23 protein-coding genes are annotated in these 24,485 nt (G+C 72.3%); 22 read left to right on the top strand and 1 reads right to left on the bottom strand.

Annotation, left to right across the window (positions count from 1 at the left end):
- The first annotated feature begins 62 nt into the window (after positions 1–62).
- From aroC to nusB, 8 genes are all read left to right on the top strand, one after another.
- On the top strand, positions 63–1,247 hold the full coding sequence (aroC, locus tag ACIQU6_RS27510) for a chorismate synthase (RefSeq protein WP_403484359.1): 1,185 nt from the start codon (positions 63–65) through the stop codon (positions 1,245–1,247).
- Complete coding sequence (locus tag ACIQU6_RS27505; protein WP_403484358.1) at positions 1,244–1,798, top strand: shikimate kinase; 555 nt, start codon at positions 1,244–1,246, stop codon at positions 1,796–1,798. Before aroC ends, ACIQU6_RS27505 begins: the two co-directional genes overlap by 4 nt.
- Positions 1,795–2,886: a 3-dehydroquinate synthase gene (gene aroB / locus ACIQU6_RS27500; RefSeq protein ID WP_403484357.1), complete on the top strand. Its 1,092-nt coding sequence runs from the start codon at positions 1,795–1,797 to the stop codon at positions 2,884–2,886. Before ACIQU6_RS27505 ends, aroB begins: the two co-directional genes overlap by 4 nt.
- Entirely contained in the window at positions 2,883–3,323 is a 441-nt protein-coding gene (gene aroQ, locus ACIQU6_RS27495) for a type II 3-dehydroquinate dehydratase (RefSeq protein ID WP_376565096.1), read from the top strand. Before aroB ends, aroQ begins: the two co-directional genes overlap by 4 nt.
- 222 nt (positions 3,324–3,545) lie before the next feature.
- Positions 3,546–4,412, top strand: coding sequence for a Pro-rich N-terminal domain-containing protein (locus ACIQU6_RS27490; RefSeq protein ID WP_403484356.1), 867 nt, complete (start codon positions 3,546–3,548; stop codon positions 4,410–4,412).
- Positions 4,413–4,478: 66 nt separating this feature from the next.
- Positions 4,479–5,585, top strand: a complete 1,107-nt coding sequence (locus ACIQU6_RS27485) for an aminopeptidase P family protein (RefSeq protein ID WP_403484355.1) — start codon at positions 4,479–4,481, stop codon at positions 5,583–5,585.
- 63 nt (positions 5,586–5,648) lie between these two features.
- Positions 5,649–6,215, top strand: coding sequence for an elongation factor P (gene efp / locus ACIQU6_RS27480; RefSeq protein ID WP_403484354.1), 567 nt, complete (start codon positions 5,649–5,651; stop codon positions 6,213–6,215).
- A 2-nt stretch (positions 6,216–6,217) separates the two neighbouring features.
- A complete protein-coding gene (gene nusB, locus ACIQU6_RS27475; protein WP_403484353.1) occupies positions 6,218–6,655 on the top strand; it encodes a transcription antitermination factor NusB in 438 nt (145 codons plus the stop codon).
- Between the two features lie 212 nt (positions 6,656–6,867).
- Here the strand turns inward: nusB and bldD are convergent, their stop codons facing one another.
- Positions 6,868–7,368, bottom strand: coding sequence for a transcriptional regulator BldD (bldD, locus tag ACIQU6_RS27470; protein WP_018539834.1), 501 nt, complete (start codon positions 7,366–7,368; stop codon positions 6,868–6,870).
- A 222-nt stretch (positions 7,369–7,590) separates the two neighbouring features.
- On the opposite strand from bldD, the gene pyrR reads away from it, so the two are divergent.
- The 14 genes from pyrR to ACIQU6_RS27400 all read left to right on the top strand — a co-directional run bounded on the left by pyrR (position 7,591) and on the right by ACIQU6_RS27400 (position 24,338).
- On the top strand, positions 7,591–8,226 hold the full coding sequence (pyrR, locus tag ACIQU6_RS27465) for a bifunctional pyr operon transcriptional regulator/uracil phosphoribosyltransferase PyrR (protein WP_403484352.1): 636 nt from the start codon (positions 7,591–7,593) through the stop codon (positions 8,224–8,226).
- Positions 8,227–8,320: 94 nt separating this feature from the next.
- Entirely contained in the window at positions 8,321–9,343 is a 1,023-nt protein-coding gene (locus ACIQU6_RS27460) for an aspartate carbamoyltransferase catalytic subunit (protein WP_403484351.1), read from the top strand.
- A 4-nt stretch (positions 9,344–9,347) separates the two neighbouring features.
- Positions 9,348–10,634 (top strand): dihydroorotase, encoded by a 1,287-nt coding sequence (locus tag ACIQU6_RS27455; RefSeq protein WP_403484350.1) that lies wholly within the window; start codon positions 9,348–9,350, stop codon positions 10,632–10,634.
- Positions 10,631–11,215, top strand: a complete 585-nt coding sequence (locus ACIQU6_RS27450; RefSeq protein ID WP_403484349.1) for a hypothetical protein — start codon at positions 10,631–10,633, stop codon at positions 11,213–11,215. The genes ACIQU6_RS27455 and ACIQU6_RS27450 overlap by 4 nt, the downstream gene beginning before the upstream one ends.
- Positions 11,212–12,369 carry a glutamine-hydrolyzing carbamoyl-phosphate synthase small subunit gene (gene carA / locus ACIQU6_RS27445; RefSeq protein WP_403484348.1) on the top strand — a complete coding sequence of 386 codons (1,158 nt, stop codon included), beginning with the start codon at positions 11,212–11,214 and terminating at the stop codon, positions 12,367–12,369. The genes ACIQU6_RS27450 and carA overlap by 4 nt, the downstream gene beginning before the upstream one ends.
- Positions 12,362–15,673 (top strand): carbamoyl-phosphate synthase large subunit, encoded by a 3,312-nt coding sequence (carB, locus tag ACIQU6_RS27440; protein WP_403484347.1) that lies wholly within the window; start codon positions 12,362–12,364, stop codon positions 15,671–15,673. Before carA ends, carB begins: the two co-directional genes overlap by 8 nt.
- Before the next feature lie 78 nt (positions 15,674–15,751).
- Positions 15,752–16,861: a quinone-dependent dihydroorotate dehydrogenase gene (locus tag ACIQU6_RS27435; protein WP_403484383.1), complete on the top strand. Its 1,110-nt coding sequence runs from the start codon at positions 15,752–15,754 to the stop codon at positions 16,859–16,861.
- Positions 16,858–17,694 carry an orotidine-5'-phosphate decarboxylase gene (gene pyrF, locus ACIQU6_RS27430; RefSeq protein WP_403484346.1) on the top strand — a complete coding sequence of 279 codons (837 nt, stop codon included), beginning with the start codon at positions 16,858–16,860 and terminating at the stop codon, positions 17,692–17,694. The genes ACIQU6_RS27435 and pyrF overlap by 4 nt, the downstream gene beginning before the upstream one ends.
- 205 nt (positions 17,695–17,899) lie before the next feature.
- Positions 17,900–18,223 carry an integration host factor gene (locus ACIQU6_RS27425; protein ID WP_016572363.1) on the top strand — a complete coding sequence of 108 codons (324 nt, stop codon included), beginning with the start codon at positions 17,900–17,902 and terminating at the stop codon, positions 18,221–18,223.
- A gap of 38 nt (positions 18,224–18,261) precedes the next feature.
- Positions 18,262–18,882 carry a guanylate kinase gene (gene gmk, locus ACIQU6_RS27420; RefSeq protein WP_403484345.1) on the top strand — a complete coding sequence of 207 codons (621 nt, stop codon included), beginning with the start codon at positions 18,262–18,264 and terminating at the stop codon, positions 18,880–18,882.
- A 79-nt stretch (positions 18,883–18,961) separates the two neighbouring features.
- Positions 18,962–19,237, top strand: a complete 276-nt coding sequence (gene rpoZ / locus ACIQU6_RS27415) for a DNA-directed RNA polymerase subunit omega (protein WP_274917076.1) — start codon at positions 18,962–18,964, stop codon at positions 19,235–19,237.
- Between the two features lie 109 nt (positions 19,238–19,346).
- The gene (gene coaBC / locus ACIQU6_RS27410) at positions 19,347–20,612 is read left to right on the top strand and encodes a bifunctional phosphopantothenoylcysteine decarboxylase/phosphopantothenate--cysteine ligase CoaBC (protein WP_403484344.1); all 1,266 of its coding nucleotides are present in this window, start codon (positions 19,347–19,349) and stop codon (positions 20,610–20,612) included.
- Between the two features lie 272 nt (positions 20,613–20,884).
- Positions 20,885–22,093 (top strand): methionine adenosyltransferase, encoded by a 1,209-nt coding sequence (gene metK / locus ACIQU6_RS27405; protein ID WP_274917078.1) that lies wholly within the window; start codon positions 20,885–20,887, stop codon positions 22,091–22,093.
- Between the two features lie 115 nt (positions 22,094–22,208).
- Positions 22,209–24,338 (top strand): primosomal protein N', encoded by a 2,130-nt coding sequence (locus ACIQU6_RS27400; RefSeq protein WP_403484343.1) that lies wholly within the window; start codon positions 22,209–22,211, stop codon positions 24,336–24,338.
- The last annotated feature ends 147 nt before the right edge of the window (positions 24,339–24,485 follow it).

Here is a 24,485-nt window from a genome sequence, read left to right as displayed (position 1 = left end):
ACGTGGGAGGATCGGAGCAGACACGCGGATGCGCGAACGATGAGCAGGACTGAGGAGCACCGTTGAGCAGGTTGCGCTGGCTGACGGCGGGGGAGTCGCACGGCCCCGCACTGGTGGCGACGCTGGAGGGCCTTCCCGCCGGCGTGCCGATCACCACGGAGATGGTGGCGGACGCCCTGGCCCGCCGCCGGCTCGGCTATGGCCGTGGTGCCCGGATGAAGTTCGAGCGCGACGAGGTCACCTTCCTCGGCGGCGTGCGGCACGGCCGGTCGCTGGGCTCCCCGGTGGCGATCATGGTCGGCAACACCGAGTGGCCCAAGTGGGAGCAGGTGATGGCGGCCGACCCGGTGGACGAGGCCGAACTCGCCGAGCTGGCCCGCAACGCCCCGCTGACCCGCCCCCGCCCCGGCCACGCCGACCTCGCCGGCATGCAGAAGTACGGCTTCGACGAGGCCCGTCCGATCCTGGAGCGCGCCTCCGCCCGCGAGACCGCCGCCCGGGTCGCCCTCGGCACCGTCGCCCGCTCCTTCCTCAAGGAGACCGCCGGCATCGAGATCGTCTCGCACGTGGTCGAACTGGCCGCCGCCAAGGCTCCCTACGGTGTCCTGCCCACCCCCGCCGACGTCGAGAAGCTGGACGCCGACCCGGTGCGCTGCCTGGACGCCGACGCGTCGAAGGCGATGGTCGCCGAGATCGACCAGGCCCACAAGGACGGCGACACCCTCGGCGGCGTCGTCGAGGTGCTGGCCTACGGCGTCCCGGTCGGCCTCGGCTCGCACGTCCACTGGGACCGCCGGTTGGACGCCCGGCTGGCCGCCGCCCTGATGGGCATCCAGGCCATCAAGGGCGTCGAGGTCGGCGACGGCTTCGACCTGGCGCGGGTGCCCGGCTCGAAGGCGCACGACGAGATCGTCGCCACGGACGAGGGCATCAGGCGCTCCTCCGGTCGCGCCGGCGGCACCGAGGGCGGCCTGAGCACCGGTGAACTCCTGCGCGTGCGGGCGGCGATGAAGCCGATCGCCACCGTGCCGCGGGCCCTGGCGACCATCGACGTCACCACCGGCGAGGCCACCAAGGCGCACCACCAGCGCTCCGACGTCTGCGCGGTCCCGGCCGCCGGCATCGTCGCCGAGGCGATGGTGGCGCTGGTGCTGGCCGACGCGGTGCTGGAGAAGTTCGGCGGCGACAGCGTCCCGGAGACCCGGCGCAACGTCCGCGGCTTCCTCGACAACCTGGCGATCAAGTGACCGCGCCCGTCGCCGTGTTGGTCGGTCCGCCCGGCGCCGGCAAGTCCACCGTGGGCGAACTGCTGGCCGACCGGCTGGGCGTTGGCTACCGCGACACCGACGCCGACATCGTCGCCACCGCCGGCAAGCCGATCTCCGAGATCTTCATCGAGGACGGTGAGCCGCACTTCCGCGCTCTGGAGCGGGAGGCGGTGCGTGCCGCCCTGGAGACCCACACGGGGGTGCTCTCGCTCGGCGGCGGCGCGATCATGGACGGGGAGACCCGGAAGCTGCTGACCGGCCTGCCGGTGGTCTTCCTGGACGTCGAACTCGCCGACGCCGTCAAGCGGGTGGGCCTGGACGCCCCCCGCCCGCTGCTCGCGGTCAACCCGCGCAAGCAGTGGCGCGAGCTGATGGAGCGGCGCCGCCCGCTCTACACCGAGGTCGCGCGCGCCGTGATCGCCACGGGGGAGCGGACCCCCGAGGACGTCGCCGCCGCGATCGTGGACGCTTTGGAGCTACGGCCGGCCGCGGACGCCGCGCGACCCGCCGGCAGGGAGGAACAGGCATGACGGAGCACGCCACCCGCATCCACGTCGGCGGGACCGCCGACACCGACCCCTACGAGGTCCTCGTCGGGCGGCAGTTGCTGGGCGAACTCCCCGGCCTGATCGGCACCCAGGCCAAGCGCGTCGCCGTGCTGCACCCGGAGGCGCTGGCCGCCACCGGCGAGGCGCTGCGCGAGGACCTGGCGGCCCAGGGCTACGAGGCGATCGCGGTCCAGCTCCCGAACGCCGAGGAGTCCAAGACCGTCGAGGTCGCCGCCTACTGCTGGAAGGCGCTGGGGCAGACCGGCTTCACCCGCACCGACGTGATCGTCGGCGTGGGCGGCGGCGCCACCACCGACCTGGCCGGCTTCGTCGCCGCCACCTGGCTGCGCGGGGTGCGCTGGGTCGCCGTCCCGACCACGGTGTTGGGCATGGTGGACGCCGCGGTCGGCGGCAAGACCGGCATCAACACCGCCGAGGGCAAGAACCTCGTCGGCGCCTTCCACCCGCCGGCCGGGGTGCTCTGCGACCTGGCCGCGCTCGACTCCCTCCCGGTCCACGACTACGTCTCCGGGCTGGCCGAGGTCATCAAGGCCGGCTTCATCGCCGACCCGGCGATCCTCGACCTGATCGAGGCGGACCCCGAGGGCGCCAAGCGCCCCGACGGGCCGCACACCGCCGAGCTGATCGAGCGGGCGATCCGGGTCAAGGCCGAGGTGGTCTCCGCCGACCTCAAGGAGTCCGGCCTGCGGGAGATCCTCAACTACGGCCACACCCTCGGGCACGCCATCGAGAAGAACGAGCGCTACAACTGGCGGCACGGCGCCGCGGTCTCCGTCGGCATGGTCTTCGCCGCCGAACTCGGCCGGATCGCCGGCCGGTTGGACGACGCCACCGCCGACCGGCACCGCGCCGTCCTGGCCTCCGTCGGACTGCCGCTGACCTACCGCGGCGACCAGTGGCCCAAGCTGCTGGAGACGATGAAGGTCGACAAGAAGTCCCGCGGCGACCGGCTCCGCTTCATCGTCCTGGACGGCCTGGCCAAGCCGACCGTCCTGGAGAGCCCGGACCCGGCGATGCTGCTCGCCGCGCACGCGGAGATCGCCCAGTGACCCGCCGGGTGCTGGTCCTCAACGGCCCCAACCTCGGCCGGCTGGGCTCCCGCGAGCCCGACGTCTACGGCGCCACCTCCTACGCCGGGCTGGTCGCCGAGTGCGCCCGGCTCGGCAAGGAGCTGGGCTTCGAGGTCGAGGTGCGGGAGACCAACGACGAGGGCGAGCTGGTCCGTTGGCTGCACGAGGCCGCCGACGGCGCGCTCCCGGTCGTCATCAACCCCGGTGCGTTCACGCACTACTCGTACGCGATGCGGGACGCGGCGGCGCAGCGCACCGCCCCGCTGATCGAGGTGCACATCTCCAACCCGTACGCCCGCGAGGAGTTCCGCCACACCTCGGTCATCGCGGCCGTGGCCAGCGGCACCGTCGCCGGTTTCGGCATCGGCTCGTACCGGCTGGCGCTGCGCGCCCTCGCCGAGGAACTGGACGGCTGACCGCCGCCCCGTTCGGACATCCGCGCCCTCGCCCGTTCATTCGACGGACCCCGGGGGTAGGAAGACCTCCCGGCAGCAGCCGGGGGAGTACGGTTCACCGCAGCACCACCGGCGGGGCGCCAACGACCCGTGCCCGCCCCGCAGTTGTCGCTGGCGCACCGGGCCACGAGCCCGGTGCGCCGCCCCGCACCACGTCGACCGCACGAGACGGAGAGCCACCGGATGCAGTACGCAGTGGGGGCTCCGCTGCCACCGCCCCGCGGCCCGCTTCACACCACCGGCGCCGGCATGACCATGAACTGGACGCCCCACCCCGGCCCACTCCACCCGCCGGGCACCCCGCACGCCCCCGCGGTCCCACCGCCCCCGCCAGCCCCACCGGCACCCGCCGCCCCCGGCCAGGGCTGGCCCGCCCCCGCACCGCACCAGGCCCCGCACAGCGGGGACGTCACCGGCCACGTCCCGTTGCCCCCCGGCGCCCCCGTCCCGCTCCCCAGCCCGCCGCCCGGCAGCGCCGCCCCCGACGCCTCGCAGACCGCCGTCGCGGTGCTGCTGATCGGCCCGGCCGGCGCCGGCAAGACCAGCGTCGCCCGCCACTGGGCCGACACCCGACGGGTGCCGACCGCGCACATCAGCCTCGACGACGTCCGCGAGTGGGTCCGCTCCGGCTTCGCCGACCCGCAGTCCGGCTGGAACGACAACTCCGAGGCCCAGTACCGCCTCGCCCGCCGCACCTGCGGATTCGCCGCCCGCAACTTCCTCGCCAACGGCATCTCCTGCATCCTCGACGACGCCGTCTTCCCGGACCGCCCGGTCGTCGGCCTCGGCGGTTGGAAGCGCCACGTGGGCCCGGGACTGCTGCCGATAGTCCTGCTCCCGGGCCTGGAGGTCGTCCTGGAGCGCAACGCCCGGCGCTCCGGCAACCGCCGCCTCTCCGACGAGGAGGTGGCCCGCATCCACGGCCGGATGGCCGGCTGGTACGGCTCCGGCCTGCCGATCATCGACAACTCCCAGCACGACGTCGCCACCACCGTGCGCGCCCTCGACGAGGTCGTCGCCGGCAGCATCGCCAGCCCGCCGAGCTGGTAACCGCGCCCTTCCCCCGGGCGGCGCTCTCGAACGGCCGCCCCGGGACAGCGGTCGTACGCTGGCGATATGTCCGAGTTGTACGCGGTCCGACGCGCGCGGCTGCGCGACCGCTGCGCAGCAACCGGAAGCACCGCCGCACTGATCTCGCGCCCCGCCAACGTCCGCTACCTCACCGGCTGCACCCCGCCCGGAGCGGCCCTGCTGCTCGGCCCCGGTGACGATGTCCTGCTCTGCGGCCGCCCGTTGACCGGTGACCCCACCGAGGGACGGCCCGCCGACGACGTCCGGACCTCGGTGCTGCCCGCCCGCGGCGGCGACCCCGTCGTGGCCGCCGCCGGCCTCGCGACCAAGGAGGGCGCCAGGACCCTCGCGGTGGAGGAGCACCACCTCACCGTCACCCGCCACCGGGCACTCGCCCACGTCGCCCCCGGCCTGCGCCTCACCGACCTGGCCTGCGCCGTCGAGGCGCAGCGGCTGGTCAAGGACGACGACGAGATCGCCTGCCTGCGGATCGCCGCCGAGATCAGCGACCAGGCGCTGGGCGAACTCCTGGAGTCGATCCTGGTCGGCCGCACCGAACGGCACCTCGCGCTGGAGCTGGAGCGCCGCCTGGTCGACCACGGCGCGGACGGCCCGGCCTTCCCGACCTCCGTCGCCACCGGCCCGAACTCCGGCCGCGCCGGGCACCTGCCCTCCGACCGCCGCGTCGAGGAGGGCGACTTCCTCACCGTCAACCTGGGCGCCAACTACCGCGGCTACCGCTGCGAGATCGGTCGGACCTTCGTCATCGGCACCACCCCGGCGGACTGGCAGATCGACCTCTACGACCTGGTCTTCGCGGCCCAGAAGGCCGGCCGGGAGGCGCTGGCACCGGGCGTGGAGTGCCACGAAGTGGACCGGGTGGCCCGTCAGATCCTGGAGACCGCGGGCCACGGCGACGGCCTCGGACCGTGGACCGGGCACGGTGTCGGACTGGAAATCGACGAGGACCCTCAGTTGTCACCCGGAGCCATGGGTAAACTGGACGCTTGCGTGCCGGTCACCGTCGAGCCAGGGGTCCACATCCCGGGCCGTGGGGGTGTCCGGATCGACGACACCCTCGTCGTCCGCCCCGAGGCGGACGGCGGACCCGAGCTACTCACGATCACGACCAAGGAGCTGCTCGCCCTCTGAGCCACCGGGCTCGTTGCGGGCGGTTCCGCGGTACCCACCACCTGTCCAGGAGATTCCGCAACCGTGGCTTCCACGAACGACCTCAAGAACGGCATGGTGCTCAAGCTCGAAGGCGGCCAGCTCTGGTCCGTCGTCGAGTTCCAGCACGTCAAGCCCGGTAAGGGCCCGGCCTTCGTCCGCACCAAGCTCAAGCACGTGCTCTCCGGCAAGGTGGTGGACAAGACCTTCAACGCCGGCACCAAGGTCGAGACGGCGACCGTCGACAAGCGCGGCATGCAGTTCTCGTACATGGACGGCGACTACTTCGTCTTCATGGACATGGACACCTACGACCAGCTCCACATCGACCGTCAGACCGTCGGTGACGCCGCCAACTTCCTGCTGGAGGGCTTCGAGGCGGTCGTCGCGCAGAACGAGGGCCAGGTCCTCTACGTCGAGCTGCCGGCCGCGGTCGAGCTCGTCATCAAGGAGACCGAGCCGGGCGTCCAGGGTGACCGCTCCACCGGCGGCACCAAGCCCGCGACCCTGGAGACCGACTACGAGATCCAGGTGCCGCTCTTCATCACCACCGGTGAGAAGATCAAGGTCGACACCCGTACCGGCGACTACCTCGGCCGGGTGAACAGCTAACCGTGGCTGCCCGCACCAAGGCCCGTAAGCGCGCCTTCCAGATCCTCTTCGAGGCCGACCAGCGCGGTGCCGACGTGCAGTCCGTGCTCGCGGACTGGATGCGCCACGCCCGGACCGACCCGCGTCAGCCGCCCGTGCACGAGTACACCCTGGAGCTGGTCGAGGGGTACGCGGAGCGCGTCGCCCGCATCGACGAGTTGATCTCCACCTACTCCGTCGACTGGGACCTGGACCGGATGCCGGCGGCCGACCGCTCGATCCTCCGGCTCGGCGCCTACGAGCTGCTGTGGGTGGACGGTACGCCGGACGCGGTGGCGATCGACGAGGCCGTGCAGTTGGCCAAGGAGTTCTCCACGGACGATTCCCCGGCCTTCGTCAACGGCCTGCTGGCCCGCTTCAAGGAGCTGAAGCCGGGGCTGCGCCGCGAGGACGCACGCTGAGCCGGTCCGGCCGGCCGGTGACCGGCTGACCGGACCCCAGGCACGACGAGGGGCCCGGGAGCGATTCTCATCGCTCCCGGGCCCCTCGTCCGTCTGTTCCCGTCGCCGGCCCTCTCGGGGGTCTCCAGGGGCCCCAACGACGACCGCCGCCCCGGGCGGCGGCCCGGAGCGGCGGTACGTTTCTGCGTAGAAAGCGCGGGCCCTGGCGCCCGTCAGATCTCCTCGTGCTGCACGGCCCGACGGGCGTCCGCGTCCAGCACGCCCCAGCTGATGAGCTGCTCGGTGAGCACCGAGGGCGACTGGTCGTAGATCACCGCGAGGGTGCGCAGGTCGTCCTGGCGGATCGAGAGGACCTTGCCGTTGTAGTCACCGCGCTGGCTCTGGATGGTGGCGGCGTAACGCTGGAGCGGGCCGGCCTTCTCCTGCGGGACATGGGCCAGGCGCTCCAGGTCCAGCACCAGCTTCGGCGGCGGCTCGGCGGCGCCGCCCGGCGTCGTGCCCGGCAGCAGTTCCTGCACCGGCACGCCGTAGAAGTCAGCCAGCTCGGCGAGGCGCTGTACGGTCACGGCACGGTCGCCGCGCTCGTAAGACCCCACCACCACGGCCTTCCAGCGGCCCTGGGACTTCTCCTCGACGCCATGGAGAGAGAGGCCCTGCTGGGTACGGATGGCGCGGAGCTTGGCCCCGAGCTGTTTAGCGTATTCGCTGGACATAAAGCTCCCCAGACGGCTGTATCGACATGCGGCTCCGCCGCGTGGCTGGTAACTCACTGTGAGGTTACGCAGCGTAATCTGACTTCGTCAAGCCGAATGGGCCAGACCCTCACCCGTCAGGGGGGTGTACGGGTTCCAAAGCGCCTCCTGATAGCCTTAGGGCCGTAATTTCGACGTCCTTTAAAGTCCGTCCCGTGAGGCGGAGAAGGAGGTCCGTTTCGTATGGACGCACGCAGTTCCGACGCGAGAACCCAATCGCCCGCGCGCCCGGTGCTCGAAGGCCCGGACATCGCGCGGATGCTCACCCGTATCGCCCACGAAATCGTCGAGCGCGCCAAGGGCGCGGACGACGTGGTGCTCCTGGGAATCCCCACCCGCGGCGTCTTCCTCGCCCGGCGGCTGGCCGCCAAGCTGGAAGAGGTCACCGGCCGCGCCATTCCGGTCGGCTCGCTCGACATCACGATGTACCGCGACGACCTGCGGCTGGGCCCCGCCCGCACGCTGGGTCGCACGGAGATCCCCGGTGACGGCATCGAGGGCCGGCTGGTCCTCCTCGTCGACGACGTGCTCTTCTCCGGGCGCACCATCCGGGCCGCCCTGGACGCCCTCGGCGACATCGGGCGCCCGCGCGCCGTGCAGCTCGCCGTCCTGGTCGACCGCGGCCACCGCGAGCTGCCCATCCGCGCCGACTACGTGGGCAAGAACCTCCCCACCTCGCTGCGGGAAGCGGTCAAGGTCCAGCTCACCGAGGAGGACGGCCGCGACGCCGTGCTGCTCGGCCTGCGCTCCACCACGCCCCGCCCCGGCGACGCCGAGTCCGCGGAAGCCGAGCGAGAAGCTCCGGCCGGCGGGCGCTGACGCCGCACGCGTACGGACCCGGTGACCCCGGGCCGACAGTCATGCCCGCTCGACGGACATTCCCGTACACCTCCCTCACCCCCGGAGAAACCGGATGAAGCGTCACCTCATCTCGGCCGCCGATCTCACGCGGGACGACGCCGTGCTGATCCTCGACACCGCCGAGGAAATGGCCCGGGTCGCCGACCGGCCGATCAAGAAACTGCCCGCCCTCCGCGGACGCACCGTCTGCAACCTCTTCTTCGAGGACTCGACCCGGACCCGGATCTCGTTCGAGGCCGCCGAGAAGCGGCTCTCCGCGGACGTCATCAACTTCGCCGCCAAGGGCTCCAGCGTCTCCAAGGGCGAGTCCCTCAAGGACACCGCCCAGACGCTGGAGGCGATGGGCGTCGACGCCGTCGTCATCCGGCACGGCGCCTCCGGCGCCCCCTACCGGCTGGCCACCTCCGGCTGGATCGACGCCCCCGTCATCAACGCCGGCGACGGCACCCACCAGCACCCCACCCAGGCCCTGCTGGACGCCTTCACCATGCGGCGCCGGCTGGTCGGCCCGGACGCCGGGCTCGGCCGGGACCTCGACGGCAGGCGCATCACCATCGTCGGCGACGTGCTGCACAGCCGGGTGGCCCGCTCCAACGTGGACCTGCTGCACACCCTCGGCGCCGAGGTCACCCTCGTCGCGCCGCCCACCCTCGTACCGGTCGGCGTCGAGACCTGGCCGTGCGAGGTCTCCTACGACCTCGACGCCGTGCTGCCCAAGTCGGACGCGGTGATGATGCTGCGGGTCCAGCGGGAGCGGATGAACGCGGCCTTCTTCCCGACCGAGCGGGAGTACTCGCGCCGCTACGGCCTGGACGGCGACCGGATGGCGCGGATGCCCGAGCACGCCCTCGTGATGCACCCCGGCCCGATGGTCCGCGGCATGGAGATCACCGCCGAGGTCGCCGACTCCGACCGCTGCACGGTCATCGAGCAGGTCGCCAACGGCGTCTCGATCCGCATGGCCGTGCTCTACCTGCTGCTCGGCGGCAACGAGCCCGCCCGCCCGTCGCCCACCACCACCCTTGGATCGAGGCGCTCCGCGCCCACCTCCGAATCCCGTACCGAGGAGAAGTAAGACCATGAGCAAGATCCTGATCCGCGGTGCGAAGGTGCTCGGCGGTGCGCCCCGGGACGTGTTGATCGACGGCGAGACCATCGAGGCCATCGGCACCGGGCTGTCCGCCGAGGGCGCCGACGTGATCGAGGCCGACGGGAAGATCCTGCTGCCCGGCCTGGTGGACCTGCACACCCACCTGCGCGAGCCGGGCCGCGAGGACTCCGAGACGGTGCTGACCGGCACCCGGGCCGCGGCCAGCGGCGGCTTCACCGCAGTGTTCGCCATGGCCAACACCTTCCCGGTCGCCGACACCGCCGGCGTCGTCGAGCAGGTCTACCGGCTCGGCAAGGACCACGGCTACTGCGACGTGCAGCCCATCGGCGCCGTCACCGTCGGCCTGGAGGGCAGGAAGCTGGCGGAACTCGGCGCGATGCACGAGTCGGCGGCCGGCGTCACGGTCTTCTCCGACGACGGCAAGTGCGTCGACGACGCGGTGATCATGCGGCGGGCCCTGGAGTACGTGAAGGCGTTCGGCGGCGTCGTCGCCCAGCACGCCCAGGAGCCGCGGCTGACCGAGGGCGCCCAGATGAACGAGGGTGTCGTCTCGGCCGAGTTGGGGCTGGGCGGCTGGCCGGCCGTCGCCGAGGAGTCGATCATCGCCCGGGACGTGCTGCTCGCCGAGCACGTCGGCTCCCGGGTGCACATCTGCCACCTGTCGACCGCCGGCAGCGTCGAGATCGTCCGGTGGGCCAAGTCCCGCGGCATCGACGTGACCGCCGAGGTCACCCCGCACCACCTGCTGCTCACCGACGAGTTGGTGCGCAGCTACAACCCGGTCTACAAGGTCAACCCGCCGCTGCGCACCGAGCGCGACGTCATGGCGCTGCGCGAGGCCCTCGCCGACGGCACGATCGACATCGTCGCCACCGACCACGCCCCGCACCCGCACGAGGACAAGGACTGCGAGTGGGCCGCGGCCGCGATGGGCATGGTGGGCCTGGAGACCGCGCTGTCGGTCGTCCAGCACACCATGGTCGAGACCGGGCTGCTGGACTGGGCCGGCGTCGCCGACCGGATGTCCGCCACCCCGGCGCGGATCGGGTCGCTGCCCGGCCAGGGACGCCCCATCGCCGCCGGTGAGCCCGCCAACCTCACCCTGCTCGATTCCGCTTACCGTGGAGAGGTGGACCCCGCGGGCTTCGCCTCCCGCAGCCGCAACACCCCCTACGAGGGCCGTGAGCTGCCGGGACGCGTCACCCACACCTTCCTGCGGGGCCGCGCAACGGTCGTCGACGGGAAGCTCGCGTGACTCCTCAACTCATCCCCCTGGCCGCGGCGCAGCACTCCGCCCCGGTCACCGACTGGTCCGGGCGCATCGCCTGGGTCGTCGGCCTCCTGGTCTTCGTCGTCTTCGTCTACTGGCTGATGCGCCAGGGCTGGAAGTGGCGCGGCACCCTCCAGGGCGACCTGCCGGAGCTGCCGTCCGCCCCCGCCGACGCGGGCGAGGCCCACCTCACCCTCAGCGGCCGCTACCACGGCTCGACCACCGCCGGGCAGTGGCTCGACCGGATCGTCGCCCACGGCCTGGGCACCCGCAGCCGCGTCGAACTGACCCTGACCGACCGGGGCCTGGTCGTCGAACGGCCCGGCGCCACGGACTTCTTCGTCCCGGCCGCCGCGCTGCGCGGCGCCCGCCTCGACAAGGGCATCGCCGGCAAGGTCCTCCCGGAGGGCGGCCTGCTGGTCGTCACCTGGGAGCACGGCGACAAGCAGATCGACTCCGGATTCCGCTCCGACCGGGCCGAGGAGCACCCGGCCTGGGTCGCGGCCCTGGACCGGCTCAGCAGCGAGCACACCACCGAGCACACCGAAACGGAAGGCGCACGATGACGACCTCCACCAAGGGGACCGCCAAGATCCCCGCCGTACTCGTCCTGGAGGACGGCCGCACCTTCCGCGGCCGCGCCTACGGGGCCGTGGGGGAGACCTTCGGCGAGGCGGTGTTCTCCACCGGCATGACCGGCTACCAGGAGACGCTGACCGACCCCTCCTACCACCGCCAGGTGGTCGTCATGACCGCCCCGCACGTCGGCAACACCGGCGTGAACGACGAGGACCCCGAGTCCCGGCGGATCTGGGTCTCCGGATACGTCGTCCGCGACCCCGCCCGGATCCCGTCCAACTGGCGCTCCCGCCGCTCCCTCGACGAGGAGCTGCGCCGCCAGGGCGTCGTCGGCATCAGCGGCATCGACACCCGGGCGCTCACCCGTCACCTGCGCGAGCGCGGGGCGATGCGGGTCGGGATCTTCTCCGGCAACGCGCTGCCCGACGAGGGCACCATGCTCGCCGAGGTCCGTCAGCAGCCCGAGATGCAGGGCGCCGACCTCTCCGCGCAGGTCGCCACCGAGGAGGCGTACGTCGTCCCGGCCCTCGGTGCCAAGAAGTTCACCGTCGCCGCGATCGACCTCGGCATCAAGGGCATGACCCCGCACCGGATGGCCGAGCGCGGCATCGAGGTGCACGTCCTGCCGGCCACCGCCACCGCCGAGGACGTCTACGCGGTCAACCCCGACGGCGTGTTCTTCTCCAACGGGCCGGGCGACCCGGCCACCGCCGACCACGCGGTCTCGGTGATGCGCGAGGTGCTCTCCCGGAAGACCCCGCTGTTCGGCATCTGCTTCGGCAACCAGATCCTGGGCCGGGCGCTGGGCTTCGGCACGTACAAGCTCAAGTACGGGCACCGCGGCATCAACCAGCCGGTGCAGGACCGTACGACCGGCAAGGTCGAGATCACCGCGCACAACCACGGGTTCGCCGTGGATGCGCCGCTCGACAAGGTCTCCGACACCCCCTTCGGCCGCGCCGAGGTCACCCACGTCTGCCTCAACGACAACGTGGTGGAGGGGCTCCAGCTCCTGGACCAGCCGGCCTTCAGCGTGCAGTACCACCCCGAGGCGGCCGCCGGCCCGCACGACGCCGCGTACCTCTTCGACCGCTTCACGTCTTTGATGAACACCGTCCTGATGGAGGGCCAGCGTGCCTAAGCGCACCGATATCCAGTCCGTCCTGGTCATCGGCTCCGGCCCGATCGTCATCGGTCAGGCCGCCGAGTTCGACTACTCCGGCACCCAGGCTTGCCGGGTCCTCAAGTCCGAGGGCCTGCGCGTCATCCTGGTCAACTCCAACCCGGCCACGATCATGACCGACCCGGAGATCGCCGACGCCACCTACGTCGAGCCGATCACCCCGGAGTTCGTCGAGAAGATCATCGCCAAGGAGCGCCCCGACACCCTGCTGCCGACCCTCGGCGGCCAGACGGCGCTCAACACCGCCATCTCGCTGCACGAGGCCGGCACCCTCGACAAGTACGGCGTCGAGCTGATCGGCGCCAACGTCGAGGCGATCAACAAGGGCGAGGACCGCGACCTGTTCAAGGAGGTCGTCAAGGCGGTCAACGCCAAGATCGGCCACGGCGAGTCCGCCCGCTCGGTGATCTGCCACTCCATGGACGACGTCCTCAAGGGCGTGGAGGAGCTCGGCGGTTACCCGGTCGTGGTCCGCCCGTCCTTCACCATGGGCGGCGCCGGCTCCGGCTTCGCCCACGACGAGGAGGAGCTGCGCCGGATCGCCGGCCAGGGCCTGACGCTCTCGCCGACCACCGAGGTGCTCCTGGAGGAGTCCATCCTCGGGTGGAAGGAGTACGAGCTGGAGCTGATGCGCGACAAGCACGACAACGTCGTGGTCGTCTGCTCCATCGAGAACTTCGACCCGATGGGCGTGCACACCGGCGACTCGATCACCGTCGCGCCGGCGATGACGCTCACCGACCGGGAGTACCAGATCCTCCGGGACATCGGCATCGCGGTGATCCGCGAGGTCGGTGTGGACACCGGCGGCTGCAACATCCAGTTCGCGGTCAACCCCGAGGACGGCCGGGTCATCGTCATCGAGATGAACCCCCGGGTCTCCCGCTCCTCCGCCCTGGCCTCCAAGGCCACCGGCTTCCCGATCGCGAAGATCGCCGCCAAGCTGGCCGTCGGCTACACCCTGGACGAGATCCCGAACGACATCACCCGGGAGACCCCGGCGTCGTTCGAGCCGACCCTCGACTACGTCGTCGTCAAGGTGCCGCGGTTCGCCTTCGAGAAGTTCCCGGCCGCCGACGCCACCCTCACCACCACCATGAAGTCGGTCGGCGAGGCGATGGCCATCGGCCGCAACTTCACCGAGGCGCTCAACAAGGCGCTGCGCTCGCTGGAGAAGAAGGGCAGCCAGTTCGACTTCACCGGCGAGCCCGGCGAGAAGGCGGAGCTGCTGGAGCGGGCCGAGGTCCCCACCGACGGCCGGATCAACACCGTGATGGCCGCGATCCGGGCCGGTGCCACCCCGCAGGAGGTCTTCGACGCCACCAAGATCGACCCGTGGTTCGTCGACCAGCTCTTCCTGATCAAGGAGGTCGCGGACGAGGTCGCGGCCGCCGACAAGCTGGACCCGGATGTCCTTGCGGAAGCAAAGCGCCACGGCTTCTCCGACACCCAGATCGCCGCCCTCCGCGGCCTGCGCGAGGAGGTCGTCCGCGAGGTCCGGCACGCCCTCGGCCTCCGTCCGGTCTACAAGACGGTCGACACCTGCGCCGCCGAGTTCGCCGCCCGCACCCCGTACTTCTACTCGTCCTACGACGAGGAGACCGAGGTCGCGCCGCGCGAGAAGCCCGCGGTGATCATCCTGGGCTCCGGCCCCAACCGCATCGGCCAGGGCATCGAGTTCGACTACTCCTGCGTCCACGCCAGCTTCGCGCTCAGCGACGCCGGCTACGAGACCGTGATGGTCAACTGCAACCCGGAGACCGTCTCCACCGACTACGACACCTCCGACCGGCTCTACTTCGAGCCGCTCACCCTGGAGGACGTGCTGGAGATCGTGCACGCCGAGCAGGCGGCCGGGCCGGTCGCCGGCGTCATCGTCCAGCTCGGCGGCCAGACCCCGCTCGGCCTGGCGCAGGCGCTCAAGGACAACGGCGTGCCGATCGTGGGCACGTCGCCCGAGGCGATCGACCTCGCCGAGGAGCGCGGCGCGTTCGGCCGGGTGCTGACCGAGGCCGGGCTGCCGGCCCCCAAGTACGGCACCGCCTTCTCCTTCGACGAGGCCAAGACGATCGCCGCCGAGATCGGCTACCCGGTCATGGTCCGCCCGTCCTACGTCCTCGGCGGCCGCGGCATGGAGATCGTCTACGACGAGCCCTCGCTGGCCGAGTACCTCCAGCGGCACGCCGGTCTGATCGACCAGCACCCGGTGCTGATCGACCGGTTCCTCGACGACGCCATCGAGATCGACGTCGACGCCCTCTACGACGGCCACGAGCTCTACCTCGGCGGCGTCATGGAGCACATCGAGGAGGCCGGCATCCACTCCGGCGACTCCGCCTGCGCGCTGCCTCCGATCACCCTCGGTGGCTTCGACATCAAGCGGCTGCGGGCCTCAACGGAGGCCATCGCCAAGGGGGTTGGCGTCCGCGGCCTGATCAACATCCAGTTCGCGATGGCCGGCGACATCCTCTACGTCCTGGAGGCCAACCCGCGCGCCTCGCGGACCGTGCCGTTCACCTCGAAGGCCACCGCGGTGCCGCTGGCCAAGGCCGCCGCCCGGATCTCGCTGGGCGCCACCATCGCCGAGCTGCGCGCCGAGGGCATGCTGCCCCGGACCGGGGACGGCGGCACGCTGCCGCTGGACGCCCCGATCTCCGTCAAGGAGGCGGTCCTGCCCTGGTCGCGCTTCCGGGACCGCTCCGGCCGCGGCGTGGACACCATCCTCGGTCCGGAGATGCGCTCCACCGGCGAGGTCATGGGCATCGACTCGGTCTTCGGCACGGCCTACGCCAAGTCGCAGTCCGGCGCCTACGGCGCGCTGCCCACCAAGGGCCGGGCATTCGTCTCCGTCGCCAACCGCGACAAGCGCACGATGATCTTCCCCGCCCGCGAGCTGGTCGCCCACGGCTTCGAGCTGCTGGCCACCTCCGGCACCGCCGAGGTGCTGCGCCGCAACGGCATCAAGACCACCGTGGTGCGCAAGCACTCCGAGGGCGAGGGTCCGGCCGGCGAGAAGACCATCGTCCAGCTCATCCACGACGGCGAGGTCGACCTGATCGTCAACACCCCCTACGGGACCGGCGGTCGGCTCGACGGCTACGACATCCGCACCGCCTCCGTGGCGCGCGGCATCCCCTGCCTGACCACGGTCCAGGCGCTGGCCGCCGCCGTCCAGGGCATCGAGGCGATGTCCCGGGGTGACGTCGGGGTGCGCTCCCTCCAGGAGCACGCCAGGCACCTGACGGCGGCCCGCGAGGAGTGAGGCCGAAGAGGGGGACACCACAGCGGTGTCCCCCTCTTCGTGAGCCCGCCCACCCCCTCCCGTAAGGCCACCACCCCCATGTACCGCCTGTTCTTCCAGCTCTTCTTCCAGCGCATGGACCCCGAGAAGGCCCACCACCTGGCCTTCCGCTGGATCCGCCGGGCCGCGCGCGTCCCGGTGCTGCGCACCTTCGTCGCGGCCGTCCTGGCCCCCCGCCACAAGGAGCTGCGCACCGAGGCCCTGGGCCGCCGGATGCACGGCCCGTTCGGCCTGGCCGCCGGCTTCGACAAGAACGCCGTCGCCATCGACGGGATGGCCATGCTCGGCTTCGACCACGTCGAGATCGGCACGGTCACCGCCCAGCCGCAGCCCGGCAACCCCAAGAAGCGGCTCTTCCGGCTCGTCCCCGACCGCGCGCTGATCAACCGGATGGGCTTCAACAACGACGGCTCGGCGGCGGTCGCCGCCCGCCTGGCCGCCCGGAACCCGGTCTTCCGGACCACCGTCGGCGTCAACATCGGCAAGACCAAGGTCGTGCCGGAGGCCGAGGCGGTCGCCGACTACGTCACCTCCACCGAGCGCCTGGCCCGGCACGCCGACTACCTGGTCGTCAACGTCTCCTCGCCGAACACCCCGGGGCTGCGCAACCTCCAGGCCACGGACCACCTGCGCCCGCTGCTCACCGCGGTCCGCGAGGCCGCCGACCGCACGGTCACCGACCGCCGCGTGCCGCTCCTGGTCAAGATCGCCCCCGACCTGGCCGACGAGGACGTCGACGCGGTCGCCGACCTCGCCCTGGAGCTGGGCCTGGACGGCATCATCGCCACCAACACCACCATCGCCCGCGAGGGCCTGGGCCTGACCTCCGACCCGGAGCTGGTCGCCGAGACCGGCGGCCTGTCCGGCGCGCCCGTCAAGGAGCGCTCCCTGGAGGTCCTGCGCCGCCTGTACGCCCGGGTCGGCGACCGGATCACCCTGATCGGCGTCGGCGGCGTCGAGACCGCCGAGGACGCCTGGCAGCGCATCCTCGCCGGCGCCACCCTCGTCCAGGGCTACAGCGCCTTCATCTACCAGGGCCCGTTCTGGTGCCGCGCGATCCACCAGGGGCTGGCCGCGCGGCTGCGCACCAGCCCGTACGCCACCCTCGCCGACGCGGTCGGCGCCGACCACAAGCAGGTGACCCGGTGAGTCTGGACCCCTTCGGCGCCCGTCTCCGCCGCGCCATGGACGAGCGCGGCCCGCTCTGCGTCGGCATCGACCCGCACGCGTCGCTGCTGGCCGACTGGGGCCTGAACGACGACGTGGCGGGCCTGGCCCGGTTCACCCGGACCGTCGTCGAGGCGCTCGGCGAGCAGGTCGCGGTCTTCAAGCCGCAGTCGGCCTTCTTCGAGCGGTTCGGCTCGCGCGGCATCGCGGTCCTGGAGACCGCCGTCGAGGAGGCCCGGGACCGTGGTGCACTGATCCTGATGGACGCCAAGCGCGGCGACATCGGTTCCACCATGGGCGCCTACGCCGAGGCGTTCCTGCGCCCGGACTCCCCGCTGTTCTCGGACGCGCTCACGCTCTCCCCGTACCTCGGCTACGGCTCGCTGGGGCCGGCCGTGGACCTGGCGCGACAGAGCGGCGCCGGGCTCTTCGTGCTGGGCCTGACCTCCAACCCGGAGGGCGCGGAGGTCCAGCGGGCGGTCCGCGAGGACGGCCGCACGGTCGCCGCCACGATGCTCGGCCACCTCGCCACCGAGAACGCCGGGGCGGAGCCGCTGGGCTCCTTCGGCGCGGTCGTCGGCGCCACGCTCGGCGATCTCTCCGCGTTCGACCTGGCGATCAACGGCCCGCTGCTGGCCCCCGGCATCGGTGCGCAGGGCGCCACCCCCGCGGACCTGCCCACGGTCTTCGGCGGGACGGTCCGCAACGTGGTCCCGAGCGTCAGCCGGGGGGTGCTCAAGCACGGCCCGGACACCGGCGCACTGCGCGCGGCGGCGGCCCGGTTCGCCGACGAAGTGCGCGCGGCGGTTGCATAACGAGGTCAGTTAGTCCCGAAATGTCCTGGTCAGCAGAGTCTGACCAGGACTTTTCGTCTGTTCTCGCTGACTGGAGCGCCATCGGCCGCTAGTCTCCGTCGAGAGCACTGCACGTAAGCGCGTTGCTCGTTGCTCCGTTGTGACGGGGCGACTAGGTTCCACACCGGTCCGTATCCGACAGTTCGACATCCGAGGTGACGTAGGCGTGGCTCTTCCGCCCCTTACCCCTGAACAGCGCGCTGCCGCGCTCGAAAAGGCCGCCGCGGCTCGCCGGGAGCGCGCCGAGGTCAAGAATCGGCTCAAGCACTCCGGAGCCTCCCTCCACGAGGTCATCCAGCAGGGCCAGAAGAACGATGTCATCGGCAAGATGAAGGTCTCCGCCCTCCTGGAGTCCCTGCCCGGCGTCGGCAAGGTCCGCGCGAAGCAGATCATGGAGCGGCTCGGCATCTCCGAGAGCCGCCGCGTCCGCGGTCTGGGCTCGAACCAGATCGCATCGCTGGAGCGCGAGTTCGGTAGCACTGGTTCCTGAGTTTCTCGGCACTGCCGGGTAGCTGGAATAATCGCTGCATGAGTTCAGCAGTCTCCCGGGGGTCCGCCCCCGTACCCCCGGCCAGACAACCGCGCCTGACCGTGCTCTCCGGCCCCTCGGGGGTCGGCAAGAGCACGGTCGTCGCGCATCTGCGCAAGGTCCACCCCGAAATCTGGCTCTCGGTGTCGGCCACCACCCGCAAGCCGCGCCCGGGGGAGCGTCACGGCGTCCAGTACTTCTTCGTCGACGACGAGGAGTTCGACAAGCTGATCGCCAACGGCGAGCTGCTGGAGTGGGCCGAGTTCGCCGGCAACCGCTACGGCACCCCGCGCAAGGCGGTCCTGGACCGGTTGGAGTCCGGCGAGCCCGTCCTGCTGGAGATCGACCTCCAGGGCGCCCGCCAGGTCCGCGAGTCCATGTCCGACGCCAACCTGGTCTTCCTGGCCCCGCCGAGCTGGGAGGAGCTGGTCCGCCGGCTCACCGGGCGCGGCACGGAGGTGCCGGAGGTCATCGAGCGGCGCCTGGAGGCGGCCCGGATCGAGCTGGCGGCGGAGAAGGAGTTCGACGTCACACTCGTCAACACCTCCGTCGAGGACGTCAGCCGTGAGCTGCTAGCCTTGATGCTGCGTCGCTCTGAGGACCGGACCACCGGCGACTGACCCGGTCCCGATCCCGGCGCCACGATTTCGGCGCGGCCGCGCGCTATCACCTGCTTCATCCCCTTTCGGAAGGTAGAGAGTGTCCTCTTCCATCACCGCACCCGAGGGCATCATCAACCCGCCCATTGATGAGCTTCTTGAGGCCACGGACTCGAAGTACAGCCTCGTGATCTACGCCGCCAAGCGCGCGCGCCAGATCAACGCCTACTACTCCCAGCTCGGCGAGGGCCTGCTGGAGTACGTCGGCCCGCTGGTCGACACCCACGTCCACGAGAAGCCCCTGTCGATCGCGCTCCGCGAGATCAACGCGGGTCTGCTGACGTCGGAGGCCGTCGAGGGCCCCGTCGGCCAGTAAGCGGCACCAGGCTTTACCTCACCAAGGGCCCGGCAGGGGCGCCTCCCAGCGTGTGGCTGGGCGGACCTGCCGGGCCCTTGGCGTGCCCGGAGGGCATAGGTTGAGGGACATGCGTTCGGACCTGAGCTCGGGGAGCGGGGAAGCGATGGAGAAGCGGGAGCGGCCCAGGGTCGTCCTGGGGGTCAGCGGCGGGATCGCCGCTTACAAGGCGTGCGAGCTGCTGCGGCGGCTCACGGAGTCCGGCCACGACGTACGGGTCGTGCCGACCGCCTCGGCGCTGCACTTCGTCGGGGAGGCCACCTGGTCGGCGCTGTCCGGCAACCCGGCCACCACCGAGGTCTGGGAGTCCGTCCACGAGGTCCCGCACGTCCGCATCGGCCAGGCCGCCGATCTCGTCGTGGTCGCCCCGGCCACCGCCGACCTGCTGGCCAAGGCCGCCCACGGCCTCGCCGACGACCTGCTGACCAACACCCTGCTCACCGCCCGCTGTCCGGTGGTCTTCGCGCCCGCGATGCACACCGAGATGTGGGAGAACCCCGCCACCCAGGAGAACGTCGCCACGCTGCGCCGCCGCGGTGCGCTGGTCATCGAGCCCGCGGTGGGCCGGCTCACCGGCGTCGACACCGGCAAGGGCCGCTTCCCCGACCCGGTGGAGATCTTCGACCTGTGCCGCCAGGTGCTGGCCCGCGGCGCTCAGGGGCTGGCGCAGGACCTGGCCGGCCGGCACGTCGTGGTCAGCGCCGGCGGGACCCGGGAACCGCTGGACCCGGTGCGCTACCTGGGCAACCGCTCCTCCGGCAAGCAGGGTTACGCGCTGGCCCGTACCGCCGCGGCCCGCGGCGCCCGGGTCACCCTGGTCGCCGGCAACACCGAACTGCCCGATCCGGCGGGGGTGGACGTGGTCCGCATCGGCACCGCCCGGCAGCTCCGCGAGGCCGTGCTCAAGGCCGCGGCCGACGCCGATGCGGTCGTGATGGCCGCCGCGGTGGCCGATTTCCGGCCCGCCCACTACGCCACCGGCAAGATCAAGAAGCGGGAGGGGCAGGAGCCGGAACCCATCGCCCTGGTGCGTAATCCGGACATCCTCGCCGAGCTCTCCGCCGACCGGGCCCGCCCCGGCCAGTTGGTCGTCGGCTTCGCCGCGGAGACCGATGACGTCCTCGCCAACGGCCGCGCCAAGCTGGCCCGCAAGGGTTGCGATCTCCTGGTGGTCAACGAGGTCGGCGAGCACAAGACCTTCGGTTCGGCCGAAAACGAGGCCGTGATCCTGGCCACGGACGGCACCGAGACCCCCGTCCCGTACGGCCCGAAAGAAGCCCTCGCCGACACGGTTTGGGACCTGGTCGCGCCCCGTCTGGCGGCCCCGGGAGCCTGACCGGGACCGCCTCGCGGAATCCCCGATACCGGGTCCGGGAGGGCCTTCGCCGCCCCATCGAAATTCGGCGTGCCCTCTTGACCGGACCGATCGTCGAGGTGATCGTCACTACCGTGAGGCGTGGTGTCCCAGGTCACGGGGGTTCCATAAAACGAGACTGGGTGCCCGCGCGCCACGTTAGACCGATAAACTGGCAGCGGTCCGGCCGAGCGCAGCTCTCGGCCGTTCCGCTAAATGATCAGCCAGCAGCCGCTGCAACCCCAGGGAGCGATGTGTCCCGCCGCCTGTTCACCTCGGAGTCTGTCACCGAGGGCCACCCTGACAAGATCGCTGACCAGATCAGCGACACCATTCTCGACGCGCTCCTCAAGGAGGACCCGACCTCTCGGGTCGCCGTTGAGACGTTGATCACCACCGGCCTGGTGCACGTGGCCGGCGAGGTGACGACCAAGGCGTACGCCGACATCCCCAACCTCGTCCGGAACAAGATCCTGGAGATCGGTTACGACTCGTCCAAGAAGGGCTTCGACGGCGCCTCCTGCGGCGTCTCGGTGTCCATCGGCGCGCAGTCACCGGACATCGCCCAGGGCGTCGACACCGCCTACGAGAACCGCGTCGAGGGCGACGACGACGAGCTGGACCGGCAGGGCGCCGGTGACCAGGGCCTGATGTTCGGGTTCGCCTGCGACGAGACCCCCGAGCTCATGCCGCTCCCGATCTACCTGGCGCACCGCCTGTCGCGCCGGCTGTCGGAGGTCCGCAAGAACGGGACCATCCCCTACCTGCGTCCCGACGGCAAGACCCAGGTCACCATCGAGTACGACGGCAACAAGGCCGTCCGCCTCGACACCGTGGTGGTCTCCTCGCAGCACGCCAGCGACATCGACCTGGACTCGCTGCTGGCGCCCGACATCCGGGAGTTCGTGGTCGAGCACGTGCTGTCCCAGCTCGTCGAGGACGGCATCAAGCTGGACACCGAGGACTACCGGCTGCTGGTCAACCCGACCGGTCGCTTCGAGATCGGCGGCCCGATGGGCGACGCCGGCCTGACCGGCCGCAAGATCATCATCGACACCTACGGCGGCATGGCCCGCCACGGTGGCGGCGCCTTCTCCGGCAAGGACCCGTCCAAGGTGGACCGTTCGGCCGCGTACGCGATGCGCTGGGTCGCCAAGAACGTGGTCGCCGCCGGCCTCGCCGCGCGCTGCGAGGTCCAGGTCGCCTACGCCATCGGCAAGGCCGAGCCGGTCGGCCTCTTCGTCGAGACCTTCGGCACCAACGCCGTCGACACCGACAAGATCGAGCAGGCCATCGGCGAGGTCTTCGACCTCCGCCCGGCCGCGATCATCCGCGACCTCGACCTGCTCCGCCCGATCTACGCCCAGACCGCCGCCTACGGCCACTTCGGCCGTGAGCAGGAGGAGTTCACCTGGGAGCGCACCGACCGGGTGGACGCCCTCCGCAAGGCCGCGGGCCTGTAAGGCACCGCACCGCAAGGGAACCCTCCAGGGGCCCCGGACCGCTTCGGCGGTCCGGGGCCCCTGGCTGTTCGCCGGCGGCGCCCGTTGTCAGCGGCGTCTGCTAAGACTGGTTGCTGTGAGCAGGGAGAACGGGCGGGAGCCGGGGGAGCAGGGCGAGCAGTTGGCCCTGATCCGGGAGACCGTGCGGGAGACGAAGGCGGAGCGCGCCAAGCCGCGGACGTGGCGGGGGGCCGCGCTGGCGCCCGAGCTGCCGGTGGCGCGGGTGCTGGTGGACAAGGGGCTGGTGCACCTCGACCGGTTCTTCGACTACGCGGTGCCCGCCGCGATGGACTCCGAGGCGCGGCCCGGGGTGCGGGTGCGGGTGCGCTTCGGGGCGGGGGAGAAGGGCGGGCGGCGCGAGGGCGGCCGCCTGGTCAGCGGCTTCATCGTGGAGCGGGTGGCGGAGAGCGACTTCCGGGGGGTGCTGGCGCCGCTCGCCCAGGTGCTCTCGCCGGAGCCGGTGCTGAGCCCGGAGCTGCTGGCGCTGTGCCGGGCGGTCGCCGACCGGTACGCCGGGTCGCTGGCGGACGTGGTGCAGCTTGCGGTGCCGCCGCGCCGGGCGCGCGTCGAGGCCAAGCCGTCGCCGGCGCCGTTGCCGCCGAACGCCCCTCCGGAGCCCGGGAGTTGGGAGCGTTACGGGGCCGGTCCCGGGTTCCTGGCCGCGCTGGTGCGGGGGGACGCGCCGCGGGCGGTGTGGACGGCGTTGCCGGGGCCGAGCTGGCCGGAGGAGCTGGCGCGGGCGGTGGCCGCGGCGCTCGCCGGGGGGCGCGGGGCGCTGGTGGTGGTGCCCGACGGGCGGGCCGCGGCGCGGGTGGACGCGGCGCTGGGCGCGTTGATCGGCGCCGACCGGCATGTGGTGCTGACGGCGGAGTGCGGGCCCGAGGAGCGTTACCGGCGCTGGCTGGCGGTCAGCCGGGGCGCGGTGCGGGCGGTGATCGGCACGCGGGCGGCGATGTTCGCGCCCGTCGCCGGGCTGGGGCTGGTCGCCCTGTGGGACGACGGGGACGCCAGCCACAGCGATCCGCACGCCCCGCAGCCGCACGCCCGGGAGGTGTTGATCCAGCGCACGGCCAGCGAGCGGGCCGGGTTCCTGCTCGGCGGGCTGAGCTGCACGGTCGAGGCGGCGCAGTTGGTGGAGACCGGCTGGGCGCGGCCGTTGACCGCCGGTCGCGAGCGGGTCCGGGCCGCCGCCCCCCTGGTGCGTACGGTCGGGGACGGCGACGAGGCGCGGGACGCCGCGGCGCGCGCCGCCCGGCTGCCGTCGATGGCGTGGCAGATCGTGCGGGACGGGCTCGCGCGCGGCCCGGTGCTGGTGCAGGTGCCGCGGCGGGGCTACGCGCCCCGGCTGGCGTGTGAGCGGTGTCGGACGCCGGCCCGTTGCCGGGCGTGCGCCGGCCCGTTGGAGGCGCGCGAGGCCGGCGAGTTGGCCTGCGCCTGGTGTGGTCGCGAGGAGTCGGCCTGGCAGTGTGCGGAATGCGGCGGGTCCCGGCTGCGGGCGCAGATCGTCGGGGCGCGGCGTACCGCGGAGGAGCTGGGCCGGGCGTTCCCGGCGGTTCCGGTGCGCACGTCGGGGCGGGACCACGTCCTGACGACGGTGCCCGGCACGCCCGCACTGGTGGTCAGCACGCCCGGGGCCGAGCCGGTCGCGGACGGCGCGGGGTACGCCGCCGCGCTGCTGCTGGACGGCTGGGCGCTGCTCGGGCGGCCGGATCTGCGGGCCGGCGAGGAGGCGTTGCGCCGCTGGCTGGGCGCGGCCGCGCTGGTCCGTGGGCAGGAGGCGGGCGGCACGGTCGCGGTGATCGCGGAGCCGACCCTGCGTCCGGTGCAGGCGCTGGTGCGCTGGGATCCGGTCGGCCATGCGGTGCGGGAGCTGGCCGAGCGGGCGGAGTTGGGCTTCCCGCCGGTGTCGCGGATGGCCTCGGTGGCGGGCCGCCCCGAGGACGTGGCCGGTCTGCTGGGCGCGGCCGAACTCCCCGCGGGGGCCGAGGTGTTGGGGCCGGTGCCGCTGCCGATACCGGACGCCGGGCGGCCCCGTCGGCCGGGCGATCCCCCACCGGGTGAGGCGTGGGAGCGCGCCCTGGTACGGGTCCGCCCCGGCCAGGGTGCCGCGCTGGCCGCGGCGTTGAAGTCCGCTCGCGCGGCCCGCCTGGTCAAGCGCGAGGGTGAGCCGGTCCGGGTCCGGATCGACCCGCCGGACCTGGGTTGAGGGGCGGGGCCGCCGGCCGCTGTCGGCGGGCGGCCCGAGCGCGGCCTGGGCCGGGGGCCTGAGGCGGCGCCGGTTCCTCAACCCTCGCCGGTGGCGCGGTGGTTGACGGCCGGTGGCCCGCGGCGTGGCCCGCGTCGACGCACCGCC

Source organism: Streptomyces sp. NPDC090442 (assembly GCF_044769405.1).
Classification (GTDB): Bacteria; Actinomycetota; Actinomycetes; order Streptomycetales; family Streptomycetaceae; genus Streptomyces.
This window is presented reverse-complemented; position numbering and strand designations above follow the sequence as displayed.